This is a genomic window from Mesorhizobium sp. P2_C4 (assembly GCF_056404575.1).
Map to the genome: position 1 here is coordinate 194,054 of NZ_JBFUDT010000007.1, position 12,752 is coordinate 206,805.

At 63.9% G+C, this 12,752-nt stretch carries 16 protein-coding genes and 1 pseudogene; 10 read left to right on the forward strand and 7 right to left on the reverse strand.

Going from position 1 to position 12,752, the window contains the following annotated elements; genetic code table 11:
• Window positions 1–174: 174 nt before the first annotated feature.
• Window positions 175–546 carry an ArsR/SmtB family transcription factor gene (locus tag AC1DX6_RS24510; protein WP_477318100.1) on the forward strand — a complete coding sequence of 124 codons (372 nt, stop codon included), beginning with the start codon at window positions 175–177 and terminating at the stop codon, window positions 544–546.
• Complete coding sequence (locus AC1DX6_RS24515) at window positions 543–1,031, forward strand: SRPBCC family protein (RefSeq protein WP_477318102.1); 489 nt, start codon at window positions 543–545, stop codon at window positions 1,029–1,031. Before AC1DX6_RS24510 ends, AC1DX6_RS24515 begins: the two co-directional genes overlap by 4 nt.
• Window positions 1,032–1,077: 46 nt before the next feature.
• Here AC1DX6_RS24515 and AC1DX6_RS24520 read toward each other — a convergent pair whose 3' ends face one another.
• From AC1DX6_RS24520 to rpmB, 3 genes are all read right to left on the reverse strand, one after another.
• Window positions 1,078–1,758, reverse strand: coding sequence for a spermidine synthase (locus AC1DX6_RS24520; protein ID WP_477318104.1), 681 nt, complete (start codon window positions 1,756–1,758; stop codon window positions 1,078–1,080).
• Between the two features lie 3 nt (window positions 1,759–1,761).
• Entirely contained in the window at window positions 1,762–2,442 is a 681-nt protein-coding gene (locus AC1DX6_RS24525; protein WP_477318106.1) for a queuosine precursor transporter, read from the reverse strand.
• Window positions 2,443–2,532: 90 nt separating this feature from the next.
• The gene (gene rpmB / locus AC1DX6_RS24530; protein WP_477246495.1) at window positions 2,533–2,829 is read right to left on the reverse strand and encodes a 50S ribosomal protein L28; all 297 of its coding nucleotides are present in this window, start codon (window positions 2,827–2,829) and stop codon (window positions 2,533–2,535) included.
• A 256-nt stretch (window positions 2,830–3,085) separates the two neighbouring features.
• On the opposite strand from rpmB, the gene AC1DX6_RS24535 reads away from it, so the two are divergent.
• From AC1DX6_RS24535 to AC1DX6_RS24545, 3 genes and pseudogenes are all read left to right on the forward strand, one after another.
• Complete coding sequence (locus tag AC1DX6_RS24535; protein ID WP_477318108.1) at window positions 3,086–3,892, forward strand: DUF3108 domain-containing protein; 807 nt, start codon at window positions 3,086–3,088, stop codon at window positions 3,890–3,892.
• 28 nt (window positions 3,893–3,920) lie between these two features.
• A pseudogene (gene yddG, locus AC1DX6_RS24540) lies at window positions 3,921–4,809 on the forward strand (aromatic amino acid exporter YddG).
• Window positions 4,806–5,474 (forward strand): lysoplasmalogenase family protein, encoded by a 669-nt coding sequence (locus tag AC1DX6_RS24545; protein ID WP_477318110.1) that lies wholly within the window; start codon window positions 4,806–4,808, stop codon window positions 5,472–5,474. Before yddG ends, AC1DX6_RS24545 begins: the two are co-directional and overlap by 4 nt.
• Here AC1DX6_RS24545 and AC1DX6_RS24550 read toward each other — a convergent pair.
• Entirely contained in the window at window positions 5,471–5,911 is a 441-nt protein-coding gene (locus tag AC1DX6_RS24550) for a cupin domain-containing protein (RefSeq protein ID WP_477318112.1), read from the reverse strand. The two genes, AC1DX6_RS24545 and AC1DX6_RS24550, sit on opposite strands and share 4 nt — an antisense overlap.
• 22 nt (window positions 5,912–5,933) lie before the next feature.
• Window positions 5,934–6,701 (reverse strand): hydroxyacylglutathione hydrolase, encoded by a 768-nt coding sequence (gene gloB, locus AC1DX6_RS24555; protein ID WP_477318114.1) that lies wholly within the window; start codon window positions 6,699–6,701, stop codon window positions 5,934–5,936.
• 131 nt (window positions 6,702–6,832) lie between these two features.
• Between gloB and AC1DX6_RS24560 the strand changes: the two genes are divergently transcribed.
• From AC1DX6_RS24560 to AC1DX6_RS24570, 3 genes are all read left to right on the forward strand, one after another.
• Window positions 6,833–7,621, forward strand: a complete 789-nt coding sequence (locus AC1DX6_RS24560; RefSeq protein ID WP_477318305.1) for a class I SAM-dependent methyltransferase — start codon at window positions 6,833–6,835, stop codon at window positions 7,619–7,621.
• A gap of 121 nt (window positions 7,622–7,742) precedes the next feature.
• Window positions 7,743–9,569, forward strand: coding sequence for an ABC transporter ATP-binding protein/permease (locus tag AC1DX6_RS24565; RefSeq protein ID WP_477318116.1), 1,827 nt, complete (start codon window positions 7,743–7,745; stop codon window positions 9,567–9,569).
• A gap of 85 nt (window positions 9,570–9,654) precedes the next feature.
• Window positions 9,655–10,449 (forward strand): DUF1194 domain-containing protein, encoded by a 795-nt coding sequence (locus AC1DX6_RS24570; protein WP_477318118.1) that lies wholly within the window; start codon window positions 9,655–9,657, stop codon window positions 10,447–10,449.
• Window positions 10,450–10,476: 27 nt separating this feature from the next.
• Here the strand turns inward: AC1DX6_RS24570 and AC1DX6_RS24575 are convergent, their stop codons facing one another.
• A complete protein-coding gene (locus tag AC1DX6_RS24575; protein ID WP_477318120.1) occupies window positions 10,477–11,412 on the reverse strand; it encodes a glycosyltransferase family 2 protein in 936 nt (311 codons plus the stop codon).
• 59 nt (window positions 11,413–11,471) lie between these two features.
• On the opposite strand from AC1DX6_RS24575, the gene AC1DX6_RS24580 reads away from it, so the two are divergent.
• Complete coding sequence (locus AC1DX6_RS24580; protein WP_477318122.1) at window positions 11,472–11,669, forward strand: hypothetical protein; 198 nt, start codon at window positions 11,472–11,474, stop codon at window positions 11,667–11,669.
• Between the two features lie 102 nt (window positions 11,670–11,771).
• Window positions 11,772–12,092: a DUF1330 domain-containing protein gene (locus tag AC1DX6_RS24585; RefSeq protein WP_477318124.1), complete on the forward strand. Its 321-nt coding sequence runs from the start codon at window positions 11,772–11,774 to the stop codon at window positions 12,090–12,092.
• A 10-nt stretch (window positions 12,093–12,102) separates the two neighbouring features.
• On the opposite strand, the gene metW is transcribed toward AC1DX6_RS24585, so the two are convergent.
• On the reverse strand, window positions 12,103–12,717 hold the full coding sequence (gene metW / locus AC1DX6_RS24590; protein WP_477318307.1) for a methionine biosynthesis protein MetW: 615 nt from the start codon (window positions 12,715–12,717) through the stop codon (window positions 12,103–12,105).
• Window positions 12,718–12,752 lie beyond the last annotated feature (35 nt).

The window sequence follows — 12,752 nt, forward strand, 5'->3', positions numbered from 1 at the left end:
CATGCCCTTCCTTCACCCGTCGATGGGAAACGCCCTTCCTCTACCCCGTCGATCGGGGGGAGGTGGCGAGCGTAGCTTGACGGAGTGGGGGTCGACTGTTCAGCAACGATCTACGATCGCGAAAATACTTTAGTCGTGACTTGACAATTTTCCAGCGTCGGAATACTCAAGTCTATGCTTGACCATTCCGAGATCGACAGCATCCTGCGGGCCCTTGTCGAGCCCACGCGCCGCCAGATCCTGGAAAGGTTGAGCCGCGGACCGGCGACCGTCAGCCAGCTGGCGGAGCCGTTCGGCATGACGTTTGCCGCCGTGCTGCAGCATCTGCAGGCGCTGGAAGCCTGCGGGCTGATCCGCAGTGAAAAGATCGGGCGGGTGCGCACCTGCCGGATCGAACCGGGCGGGCTCGCTCCGCTCGCCGACTGGATCGCGGAACGCCGCATACCGGCGGAACGCCACCTCGATCGTCTTGGCCAGATCCTGGCCGAGACCGACGCATCCCCCAAAAGCCCCAAGAAAAATCAGGACAAGGATGAAGAGCGATGAACCAGATAGCACCAGTGAAAGACGAGCACTCCGTCATCCACTCCACCTTCACCATCGAGCGGACCTATCCGCAATCACCCGAGCGTGTCTTCCATGCCTTTGCCGACAAGGCGACAGTGCAACGTTGGCGGATCCAGGGTGATGGCTTTGCGATCGCCGAATTCACGTTCGACTTCCGCGTCGGCGGCGGCGAGGTTTCGCGCTTCAGCTACCAGGGCGGCCCGGAGGTCCGGCTCGACGCGCAATTCCAGGACATCGTTGCCGACCAGCGCATCGTGTTTTCGTACCGCATGGCGATCGGGCCGCAGCCGCTGTCGGCGTCGCTGACCACCATCGAGCTGACGCCCTCAGGCGAGGGCACCCGCCTGACCTATACCGAACAAGGCGTCTTCTTCGACGGCGTCGACTCGGCGCAAGGACGCGAAGAAGGCACACGCGGACTGCTGGAGGCTCTTGGAGCCGAGCTTCAGAAAGCAGCGAAGTAGGATTTTCGGCGCCGGAACGATTGGCCATCCTGCGTGAGCAGGGTGGCTATCGCACGGTCCCGGCTGTCGCGATCCAGATGACATGGCGCGCGCCACGCTTGCCGTTGGCCCGCACCTTGACCTCCTCGACCGTGAAACCCGCCTGCTTCAGCCGCCGCGTGAAGCCTGTGTCCGGCCCTTGCGACCAGACTGCCAGCACACCTTGCGGTTTGAGCGCGGCGCGGGCGGCGTTGAGGCCGGTCACGCCGTAGAGGGCATCATTGGCCTTGAAGACAATGCCTTCCGGGCCATTGTCGACATCGAGCAGGATAGCGTCATAGGTCGACGTCTCCGAGCGGATGATCTGCCCGACATCGGTCTCGCGGATGCTGACGCGAGGGTCGTCGAGGCAGCCGCTGAACACCTCGGCCATCGGACCGCGCGCCCAGGCGACGACCGCCGGCACCAGTTCCGCGACGACGATGCCGGCATCATCGCCAAGTTCGGCGAGGGCGGCACGCAGCGTAAAGCCCATGCCGAGGCCACCGATCAGAATTTTTGGTTGTCTGCGGCCGGCAATCCTGTCGCAGGACAGTTTGGCAAGCGCTTCCTCGGAGCCGCTGAGGCGGCTGTTCATCAGCTCGTTGGTGCCGAGCATGATCGAGAATTCGCTGCCGCGCTGCTTCAGACGCAGTTCCTGGCCGCCATCCGGGGTTTTAGCTGAGTCGAGCTGAACCCAGGGGATCACGGCCTAAACCGCGACCGCCGGCTGGCTCCAGCGCGCGGCAAGCAGCCGGTAGGGGATCAGCGCCACCACAGCGATGATCAGCTTCACCGAGAGGTCGCCGAGCGCCCAGGATACCCAGCGCATGGTCTCTGCCGGCAGCACGCCCATCAGCGGCGCCGTTTCCAGCGCAAAGCTGTCGTTCGGCCCTGCAAAGGCGAAGGCCGCCGAAAAGGCGACGGTGAAGAACACCAGCGTGTCGAACACCGAGCCGACCAGCGTGCCGACGATCGGCGCGCGCCACCAGCTCTGCCGGCGCAGCCGGTTGAAGACGGTGACGTCGAGCAATTGCGCGCTCAGGAACGCCGCGCCGGACGCCGCCGCGATGCGCACCAGCCGGTCGGCGGCGGTCTCGAACTCGATCAGGCCGTGCCGGAACAGGAAGGGCGGCACGAGGATCGAGCAGACCACCGCCGTCATGAAGCCGACAAAAACGATCCGGCGCGCCACGGCGGGGCCGTAGCGGCGGTTGGCTAGGTCGGTGACCAGGAAGGAGAAGGGATAGGTGAAGGCGCCCCAGGTGAGCAGGTCGGCCAGCGATAGGCCGCCGATCTGGCCCTGCATGGGGAACTGCACAAGAATGTTCGACGCCACGACGACAAGCGCCATCGCGGCCACGAAGGGCAGGTATCGCGAAAAGAAAGTCATTTTTTTATCCTGGGTAATGGAACCAGCGAAGCGCGACCCGAAATGCGGACCACGCCCCTTGGAAGGCGGTTGTCCCCCGCCTGAAAAATATTAAGCGGCGGGCTGCTCGGCCAGCTTCTTGGCGATCTGCTTCTTCAGCAGGCGGGCGCGCTGGGACAGCTCCTTGGCGTCTGCCTTGACCAGGAATGCATCGAGGCCGCCGCGATGCTCGACCGAACGCAGTGCGTTGGCCGAAATGCGCAGGCGCACATTCTGGTTCAGCGTCTCGGAGATCAGCGTCACATTGACGAGATTCGGCAGGAAGCGACGCTTGGTCTTGTTGTTGGCGTGGCTCACATTGTTGCCGGACATGACTGCCTTGGCCGTGAGTTCGCAGGTGCGGGACATGATTCTAACCTTCAGTTCTCGGTCTGGCCAAACCTTTGTACCCGCGCCGGGTGGCGCGCGGTTTCGGTCAGGCGGCCTTTTGGAAAAGTTGGCGTTCCATAGTTGCATTTCGCCCATGCGTCAAGCTCCGGCTTGCCTGCAAGGCGGCGGCATAGTCCACATAAAGGCCGGAATTCGGCCTATAAGCGGTCGCACAGGGACATACCAGGCCTGAGTTGCCCATCTCCGGCCGAAAAATCGAGGATCGATCCCCGCCATGTTTCGCTCGTCACGTGCTCTTGTTGCCTTGCTTGCCGCTGCCTTGCCGACGGCAACGTCCGCCGCCACGCCCAATTCCGCCGCCGCGCCGCAGTCCTTCAAGGGCGAGTACACCGTATCGTTCCTTGGCCTTTCGATCGCCAGGTCGACGTTTTCCAGCCGCTATCAGGACGGCACCTATTCGATCGACGGCACCGTTTCCGCCGCCGGCCTCGCGAAGCTGTTCGACGATACGCGCGGCACGGTCTCGTCCAAAGGCACCATTTCGGGCAAGAAGATGGTGCCGCAAGTGTTTCGTGCCGACTATACGTCCGGCAAGAAGGCGTCGGTGGTCGATATCCGCTTTGCCAATGGCGCCGTCACCTCGACGCAAGTTATCCCGGCTCCGGGCAAGCGCGACCCGAAGAGCTGGGTGCCGCTGGGCGCCAGCGACCTGGCAGCCGTGCTCGATCCGATGGCGGCCACCGTCGTTCATGCCGACAGTCTCGATCAGGTCTGCGGGCGCACGGTGAAGTTCTACGACGGCGAGATGCGCGCCAATCTGACGCTGACCTATGCTTCGAAAGGGTCGATCTCGGTGCCCGGCTACAAGGGCGATACGGTCACCTGCAGAATGGGTTTTGAGCCGGTGGCCGGCTACCGCAAAGGCCGCAAGGCGCTGAACTATCTGAAGAACCGCAGCCGCATGATGGTGACGTTTGCACCGCTCGGCCAAACCGGGATATATGCGCCGATCCACGCCACGGTCGGCACGCAGATTGGCACCCTGACCGTCAGCGCCGGGCGTTTCGAAGCAATCAACTAGGCGCCGTAGCGCGCCGCCGGAGACGGGCATGGGGCGCGCAACACTGATCGGCTTCTCGGCGGTTGCTATGTGGGCGCTGCTGGCCCTGCTGACGGACGCGTCCGGCGCAGTGCCGCCGTTCCTGCTGTCGGCAATCACCTTCACCATCGGCACCGCGGTCGGACTGGTCGCCCGGCTGTTCATGCCTGCGGCCGATAAAGGCCAGAAAATCCCTCGTCAGGTCTGGGTGATCGGCATTGCCGGCCTGTTTCGGCTACCACTTTTTCTACTTCACCGCCTTGCGCAACGCGCCGGCGGTGGAGGCGAGCCTGATCGCCTATCTGTGGCCGCTGCTGATCGTGCTCGGCTCGGCGCTGATGCCGGGCGATAAGCTGGCCTGGAACCATGTCGTCGGCGCCTTGCTCGGCCTCGCCGGCACGGTCTTGATCGTCACCAAGGGCGGCGGGCTCGCCTTCGACGCGCGCTACACTTTCGGCTATGCGATGGCCGGCGTCTGCGCGGTGCTATGGTCGTCCTATTCGCTGTTGTCGCGGCGCTTCCCCTCGGTGCCGACCAGCATCGTTACCTGGTTCTGCGCGGCGACGGCGGCGCTTTCGCTCGTCTGCCATCTACTGCTCGAGCAGACGGTGCTGCCCGTTGGCGCCGGCCAGTGGCTGGCCGTGCTCGGCCTTGGGCTGATGCCGGTGGGCGCGGCCTTCTACGCCTGGGACATCGGCGTCAAGCGCGGCAACATCCAGGTGCTGGGCGCGGCGAGCTATGCTGCGCCGCTGCTATCGACGCTGGTGTTGATCGCCGCCGGCGTCGCCGAGCCGTCGCTGCGCATTCTTGCCGCTTGCGTGCTGATCACCGGCGGGGCGGCGCTGGCGGCGAAATCGCTGTTCCTGCGCAAGCCAGCAACGAGCGGGGCACAGGCATGATGCCGTTTCCCGGTGGCATCGATGCCAACGCCAATGCGACGCTGGTGTTTTCGCTGGTGGCGGCAGTGATCTACGCCTTCACGCTGGGCATGCAGCCGACGCTTGCCCGCTCCGCGGTCAAGACGCTGGCCGTGGCAATGCTTGCCGTACTGGCGCTGCTGCAAGGCGCGCCCCTGCTGCTGGTTGCGGCGCTGGCGCTCAGCGCCATCGGCGACGCCTTCCTGTCGCGTGATGGCGAAACGGCCTTTCTCGGCGGATTGGCCAGCTTTCTCGCCGCCCACGTCGCCTATGTCGCCCTGTTCCTGCGCTCTGGCGGCGGGACGGGATTGCTTGGTGAACCGTGGCGGGGAGCGATTGCGCTGGCGCTGGCGGTGTTCGCGCTTGCCATGCTGGCCGCACTTTGGCGTCGCGTCGGCCCCAGCCTGCGCCTTCCGGTCAGCGTCTATGTCGTCGCCATCCTTGCCATGGGCATGTCAGCACTGACCACGAGCAGTTTCTGGGTCATCGCCGGCGCCGTGCTGTTCATGGTGTCCGACGGGCTGCTCGCGGCGGAAAAGTTCCTGGTGTCCGCCATCTCGCCGCATCGCGCCTGGATGCGCTTTGCGGTCTGGGCGCTTTATTACGCCGCCCAATTGGGGATCGCCCTGGGTTTCCTGCTCGGCTAAGTCCTTTTCGGCTGCCAGCCGGGTGCCGCCATCTCGAATGCGGCGAAGTCAAAGCCAGGCGCCACGGTGCAGCCGACCAGCGTCCATTCACCCAGGCTGCGCGCCGATTGCCACCAGCCGGCCGGCACGACGATCTGCGGCCGTTCGCCAGCGGCGAGTGCCGGGCCGAGCACCTGTTCGATCACCGGCTCGGCTGCGAGGCTGTCCTCCCCATGCACCGACAATGCCAGCGGCGCGCCGGCGTAGAAATGCCAGACCTCAGCCGCGTCCTTGACCCGGTGCCAGGCCGAAATCTGATCCTGTTCCAGGAGAAAATAAATCGCCGTCGAATGGCCGCGCGCGCCGCCGGCGCCATCGCGAAAAGTCTCGGCATACCAGCCGCCTTCCGGATGCGGCTTCAGGCCGAGGATGGCGATGATTTCAGCGGAACTGGTCATGGTTTCAAAACCATCATCAGGCTTAGAAATTGTCCTTGCGCTTGCGGATCTCGGCGAACACCTCGGCGTCGGAGGCGTTCTCCATGCCGAGATGCTTGCGGATTGCCGGATCGTGCCAGCGCAGGAACGGGTTGGTCGACAGCTCCTCGCCGATCGTGGTCGGCAGTGTCGGCTTGTTGTCGGCGCGCAAGCTTTCGATCTTCGCTGCCCGTTCCTTCAAGGCCGAATTGGTCGGGTCGACGGTCAGCGCGAAGCGGGCGTTGGACAGCGTATATTCGTGGCCGCAATAGATGACCGTCTCGGCCGGCAGGGCTGCGAGCTTTTGCAACGAATCATACATCACCGGCGGCTTGCACTCGAACAGCCGGCCGCAGCCGAGCGCGAACAGCGTGTCGGCGGTGAAGGCGACTTTCGACGCCGGCAGGTGGTAGGAGACATGGCCCGCCGTGTGCCCGGGCGTGGCAATGACGTCGATCCTTTCCTCGCCGAGGTAGACGACCGAACCTTGCTCGACCGTCTCGTCTATGCCGGGAATCTTGGCCTGTTCCGCCTCCGGCCCGACGATGCGCAGCTTGAAGCGCTCTTTCAGCGCCAGATTGGCCTCGACATGATCGATATGGTGGTGGGTGGTCAGGATCATCGTCGGCGTCCAGCCGGTGCGCTTGATCGCGGCCAGGATCGGCGCCTCCTCGGGCGCGTCGATGATCGCGGTCTGACCGCTTTTGGGGTCATGCACGAGCACGCCAAAATTGTCGCTGCGGCACATGAACTGTTCGATTTCGACCGGCATCGTCTCTCTCCATTGTCGCCGCAGACATAGGGCGCTTGCCCGCCGATGTCATCCGGCTTTCTTGAACTTGGCTTTTGTTGAGGTGGGCGCCTTTGTTGAACTTGGACGGCATCGAAGCTACCGTCGCGCGCATGCATTCCGATATTGTCGATCTCCGCTCCTTCTACTCAACCACGCTCGGGCGCCTGGCCGAACGCTCGATCGCCATGGCGCTGTCGTCGATATGGGCTGCCGTGCCCAACGAGCGGCTGGTCGGCCTTGGCTATACCTTGCCGTGGCTGGAGCGCTTCGGCAGCGATGCCGAGCGCGTCTTTGCCTTCATGCCCGCGACGCAAGGCGCGGTCGTCTGGCCGGCGACCGGCCCAACCGCCACCGCGCTGGTTTTTGACGAGGAACTGCCGCTGGTCGATTCCTGCATCGATCGCATGCTGCTCGTCCATTCGCTCGAGCATGTTGAGAACCCGCGCGAGACGCTGAACGAGATCTGGCGGGTGCTGTCGCCGGCCGGCCGCGTCGTCATCGTCGTGCCTAACCGGCGCGGCGTCTGGGCCCGTTTCGAGCATACGCCGTTCGGCAATGGCCGGCCGTTCTCGCGCGGCCAGCTTACCGAGCTGCTGCGTGAGGCGAATTTCACGCCGGCGGCCTGGTCCGACGCGCTGTTGTTCCCGCCATCGCGGCGACGTTTCATGATGCGCTTCCATAATGTGCTGGAACGTGTGGGACGGCGCTTCTGGCCGATCTTTTCCGGCGTCATCGTCGTCGAAGCGCAGAAGCGGCTCTATCAGGGCGTGCCGGTGGCCCAGCGCGGCTCCCGCCGCGTCTTCATGCCGGTTCTGTCGCCGCAAGGCGCCACCAGGCTCGGCCGGCTATCGCAAGCCGGAGATGGTCCGTCTTCGGCTGGGCGAGTGACGCGTTCGTGATCGGCGTTGCACTGTCTCGCACCCTATCTGTCGGGGGCAAATTCGCCGCCCGATCGAAGGGCATATGTCGGCAGCGCCGGGATCGGTTTCAGCGCCGCCTTTGAACGCAAGGATTTCATCCATGGCTGATCACCCGGACGACAAGGCCAGCGCCGTGCCTGTTGCTGCGCCGGTCGAGACCAGCCTTGGCGAGCAGATTGCAACAATCAGGCTGGCGCTGACGGCTTCGCCGGTGCGCAAACAATTGCTCTGGGCCTGCCTCGGCATCGTTGCCGTCATTGTCGCAACCTCGGTCGGGCAAGTTCTGCTCAACCGCTGGAACCAGCCCTTCTATGATGCGCTGGCGCGGCGCGACATGCAGGACTTCCTGCACCAGCTTATGGTGTTTGCGGCAATAGCCGGCGGGCTCCTGGTGCTCAATGTCGGCCAGACCTGGCTCAACCAGATGATCCGGCTGAAACTGCGCGAGGCGCTGACGCTCGACCTGATCGATGAGTGGCTGCGGCCGGCGCGTGCCTTCCGGCTGGCGCATGCCGGGGCCATCGGCGTCAATCCCGACCAGCGCATGCAGCAGGACGCCGGTCACCTTGCCGACCTTTCGACCGATCTCGGCGTCGGCCTGCTGCAGTCGTTCATCCTGCTTGCCTCCTTCATCGGCGTGCTGTGGTCACTGTCTTCGGGCTTCATCTTCCACTTCGGCGATCATGCGGTGGCGATACCCGGCTACATGGTCTGGGCTGCGATCCTTTATGCCGGCATTGCCTCCTGGCTGAGCTGGCTTGTCGGCCGGCCGCTCATCCGCCTGAACAGCGATCGCTACACGCGTGAAGCGGAGCTGCGTTCGTCGATGGTCCGCGTCAACGAGAATGTCGACGCCATTGCGCTTGCCCATGGCGAAACCGATGCCAAACGGCAGCTTCAGCTCGACCTTGGTACGGTGCTGGGCGCCATGCGGCGCATCTACAACGCCCAGATCAACCTTGCCTGGGTGACGGACACCTATGGCTGGATCACCGTCGTGGCGCCGATCCTTGTCGCTTCGCCGGTCTATTTCGCCGGCGATATCAGCTTCGGCGGGCTGATGATGGCGGTCGGCGCCTTCAACCAGGTGCATTCGTCGCTGCGCTGGTTCGTCAACAATATCGGCGGCATCGCCGACTGGCGCGCGACGCTGATGCGCGTTGCCGACTTCCGCATCGCGCTGGCTGAAACGGATGTGCTGCACGACACGGAAAAGCGTATCGCCTTCGGTGAAAACCCGGACGGCAGCCTGACATTCGAGGCGCTGCAGGTGGCGTCGCCCGACGGCTGTGCGAAACTCGCCGAGTCGCATGTCGAAATCCGCCTCGGCGAGCGCATCATGATCACCGGAGAGCCGGGTGCCGGCAAGACGTTGTTCTTTCGCGCCATTGCCGGTCTGTGGCCGTGGGGAAGTGGGCGCATCGGCATGCCGGCTGCAGAAGTGCCGGTCTTCGTTCCGCGCACCCCCTATTTCCCGCTTGGCACGCTGCGCGAGGTGCTCAACCACGCCGGTGGCGTCATCACGGCGGATGCCGATATCTCGGCGGTGCTGGCCGAGGTCGGTCTCGCGCGGCTCTCATCCTCACTCGACCGCTCGGCGCGCTGGGAGCATGAACTCAGCGATGATGAGCAGCGCCTGCTGGCCTTTGCCAGGCTTGCGCTGCTGCGGCCGAAATGGGTGATCATCGACGAAGCGCTTGATACCTTCGACGGAGCGACGCTGCGGCAGGTGCTGGCGATGCTCGAGAAGCGTCTCACTGGTGCCGCGATCCTCAACATCGGTCGCGGCCAGCACAACAGCCAGTTTTTCCCGCGTTCGCTGACGATCGTGAAGGATGCAGCCGGATCGGCGCTCAAACCCGCGCGTGTCCGGGCCGGCGCGATCGAGCCACCGCCGCCGACCGCTGCACGCGGCAAGAAGAAGTAGGTTCGCCGACGGAAGTGGCCGGGCAAGCTTTATTTCGCCGCGATCACAGGAAAAACTGCCGGCATCGTTCGGAAAGCCTGTGGCCATGCTTGACGCACTCAGCCTGCTTGCTTGCCTTGCCTGCGCCCCAGCCTCACCGCAGGCCGCGCCGGCCAAACCAGTGGATGTCGAGCTGGTGCTGGCGGTCGACATCTCGCAGTCGATGGACGAAAGGGAATTCGCCCTGCAGCGCGCCGGCTATGTCGCGGCGCTACGCCACCCCGATTTCATCAAGGCCGTGCGTTCAGGCAGCACAGGCCGTGTCGCGCTGGCCTATTTCGAATGGGCAGGCGTCGTCCGCGCTGATGGTGTCATTGCCTGGCAGGTCATCGACAGCGCCGAGAGCGCCAACGCTTTCGCCGACAAGATCGCAGCCCGCCCCTTCCGTAGCTTTCGCGGCACCTCGATTTCCGGCGCGCTGGCTTTCGGCGCCGGGTTGTTCGAGGGAACCGCATTCGAAGGCGAACGCAGCGTCATCGACATTTCCGGCGATGGTCCCAACAACACCGGGCTGCCCGTGACGTCGACACGCGACGCGGCGGTGGCAAAGGGCATCGTCATCAATGGTCTGCCGATCCTGATCAGCCCGTCGCCGACCTTCAGCCATCTCGACCAGTATTATGCCGAGTGCGTCACCGGCGGCCCCGGCTCCTTCGTACTGCCGATCTATGCAGCCTCCGAGTTCGCGACCGCCATACGCCGCAAGCTGATCCTCGAGGTGAGTGGCCTCTCCGATCCGAGGACGATCCGGATCGACGCGGCAGCACCGATCGACTGTCTGCAGGGCGAGCGCGACCGGCGGTTCTATTCCGACCCGTATTTTCCGGAGCTAGATCGCTGAAGCTGCGATGCTGCTCGGGGTGACAATTCAGGCCGGCCGCGTGCCATATTTGTCGCGGAACTCAACGTAGACATCGCGGCGCCAGCGCCGGCCGCCGACGTAACCGCGCAACAGCTGCGGCAGCGAGTAGCCAAGCGACTTCGCCGCCCGGTTGGCCAGATAGCCGGCAAAGGCCTGCGAAACCCGGCCCTTTATGGCGTCGGCGATGATCTGCCGCGCGATCATGTAAGGGGGAATGTCGGGATAGCGGTCAACGATATAGGGGTGTTTGCCCATCAGGTTTGCGTAGGCTTCGACATAGCCGTCACGCCGTCCGGAAATCGAATTCTCCGAATTGTACTTTTTCCAGTCGATGTCCTCGGACAGCAGCGCCCCATTGCGGCGGGCAAAGCGCAGCAGCAATTCGCGATCCTGCATGCGTGCGATATCGCTGTCGTAGCCGCCGATCGCCAGCAGGGATTCGCGCGTGGCCGTTATCGCGGAGCCGGCGATGAAGATGGTCTGCGCGACCAAGGCTCTTTCGAACGCGTTTCGAGCCAGGAAGGCTTCGCGGTTGACGCATTTGGTGCTGCGGCCACCCTTCACCGACACGAAAGAACTGATCAGCACTTCGAGCGATGGGTTTTCCTCGAAACGCGCCAGCGTTCGCTGCAGCCGGTCCGGCAAGTAGACATCGTCGGAATCAAGGAAGGTCACGATCGGCGCTTGCGCGCGCTCGATGCCGGCATTGCGGGCGGCATTGGCGCCCCGCCATTTGGCGCCAACATAGATGAGGCGCGGATCGTGAATGCGGGCCAGCGCCGCTTCCGTCCCATCGGTCGAGCCGTCGTCGACAACAATATGCTCGAAGCGGGTGAGGTTCTGCGCCAGCACGCTCTCCACGGCGCGCACGACCTGATCGCGCCGGTTGTGCGTCGGCGTGATCACCGTGATAAGAGGCGCTTGATCTATCGTTCTGGGCATGTCGCTTCCGCTATGCCCCGGGTTCTGCGAGGGTTGGATCGATTTGATGCTCGCCTTCCATGCCCGCCCCGGAATCGCGTTCGATTCGAGGCTACGAGAACGAAGCGGTGGTGTCATCACAAAGTGTTGAGGCAGAGCCTGTCCGCAACGGCGAATTCGCAAGCCAGCGTCTCAATTGCAACACCGCCTGCGGCCCAGGAAATCCCGAAACCGTGGCGTTTGGCGAGATGGAATTGCCTGTCGCCGACGAGATGTAGGCAATCCTATTACTTCAGACGTAATCGACTGGCGTTCGAACGCCCTGCAAACTGCCTGCATGAAGCCGGCCGTTCGGCTTCGATCCAGCAGGGAGTTCAGCCATGACCGCCTACGCCGTTGCCCATATGCGCCAAGCCACGATGGGCCCGCAGATTGTCGAATATCTTGAGAAGATCGATGCGACTCTGGAACCTTTCGGAGGCCGGTTTCTGGTCCATGGCGGCGATGTGGAGGTGATCGAAAACGACTGGGCCGGGCATCTGATCGTCATCGAATTCCCCGACAGGGAGCATGTGCGCAGATGGTACCGCTCGCCCGCCTATCAGCAGATCCTGGCGCTGCGCACCGGCAATTCGGAGTCCGCCGTGGTTTTTGTTGACGGCGTCGACCATCCGCACAAAGCTACGGACGTTCTGGGATAGGCGGCGAAGCTTATCGCTTCAGCAGGAACACCGCTTGCTGGCCGAAGAAATTCCAGAACCACCATGGCATCGACAGGCCGATCTTCTGGCCGTTGGCATCGAGCGCGGTCGCTTTTTCGACCGTCGCGCCGAGTTCGTCGCACAGATTGACGAAGTCGCGGATGGTGCAGAAATGGATGTTGGGCGTGTCGTACCAGGAGTAGGGCAGGTCCTTGGTCACCGGCATGCGGCCATTGAGGAACAGCGACAGCCGCACCCGCCAATGGCCGAAATTGGGGAAGGAGACGATGGCGCGGTTGCCGATCCTCAGCAGTTCGTCGAGCACCAGTTTCGGGTTGCGGGTCGCCTGCAAGGTCTGCGACAGGACGACGAAATCAAAGCCCTTGTCGGGATAGAATTCGAGGTCCTTGTCGGCATCGCCCTGGATGACCGAGAGGCCGCGCGCCACGCATTCATTGACGCCACGCTGCGACAGCTCCAGGCCGCGACCGTCGACCTGCTTGGTCTCCTGCAGCAATTCCAGCAGCAGGCCGTCGCCGGAGCCGACGTCGAGCACCCGTGACAGCGGCGGGATGAGATCGGCGACGACTTCGAGGTCGACGCGCTGGGCGTGGTTGACGCTCATGGCTTCGCCTCTTGCCTGACGCATGATCCCTGTCC

Bases quoted from the DNA above. Each gene is read 5' to 3' on its own strand.
- AC1DX6_RS24565 (WP_477318116.1), top strand. From the start codon at position 7,743: ATGGCTGATCACCCGGACGACAAGGCCAGCGCCGTGCCTGTTGCTGCG.
- gloB (WP_477318114.1), bottom strand. From the start codon at position 6,701: ATGCCGGTCGAAATCGAACAGTTCATGTGCCGCAGCGACAATTTTGGC.
- AC1DX6_RS24525 (WP_477318106.1), bottom strand. From the start codon at position 2,442: ATGACTTTCTTTTCGCGATACCTGCCCTTCGTGGCCGCGATGGCGCTT.
- AC1DX6_RS24550 (WP_477318112.1), bottom strand. From the start codon at position 5,911: ATGACCAGTTCCGCTGAAATCATCGCCATCCTCGGCCTGAAGCCGCAT.
- AC1DX6_RS24510 (WP_477318100.1), top strand. From the start codon at position 175: ATGCTTGACCATTCCGAGATCGACAGCATCCTGCGGGCCCTTGTCGAG.
- AC1DX6_RS24575 (WP_477318120.1), bottom strand. From the start codon at position 11,412: ATGCCCAGAACGATAGATCAAGCGCCTCTTATCACGGTGATCACGCCG.
- AC1DX6_RS24545 (WP_477318110.1), top strand. From the start codon at position 4,806: ATGATGCCGTTTCCCGGTGGCATCGATGCCAACGCCAATGCGACGCTG.
- AC1DX6_RS24585 (WP_477318124.1), top strand. From the start codon at position 11,772: ATGACCGCCTACGCCGTTGCCCATATGCGCCAAGCCACGATGGGCCCG.
- AC1DX6_RS24515 (WP_477318102.1), top strand. From the start codon at position 543: ATGAACCAGATAGCACCAGTGAAAGACGAGCACTCCGTCATCCACTCC.
- AC1DX6_RS24570 (WP_477318118.1), top strand. From the start codon at position 9,655: ATGCTTGACGCACTCAGCCTGCTTGCTTGCCTTGCCTGCGCCCCAGCC.
- AC1DX6_RS24560 (WP_477318305.1), top strand. From the start codon at position 6,833: ATGCATTCCGATATTGTCGATCTCCGCTCCTTCTACTCAACCACGCTC.
- rpmB (WP_477246495.1), bottom strand. From the start codon at position 2,829: ATGTCCCGCACCTGCGAACTCACGGCCAAGGCAGTCATGTCCGGCAAC.
- metW (WP_477318307.1), bottom strand. From the start codon at position 12,717: ATGAGCGTCAACCACGCCCAGCGCGTCGACCTCGAAGTCGTCGCCGAT.
- AC1DX6_RS24580 (WP_477318122.1), top strand. From the start codon at position 11,472: ATGCCCGCCCCGGAATCGCGTTCGATTCGAGGCTACGAGAACGAAGCG.
- AC1DX6_RS24535 (WP_477318108.1), top strand. From the start codon at position 3,086: ATGTTTCGCTCGTCACGTGCTCTTGTTGCCTTGCTTGCCGCTGCCTTG.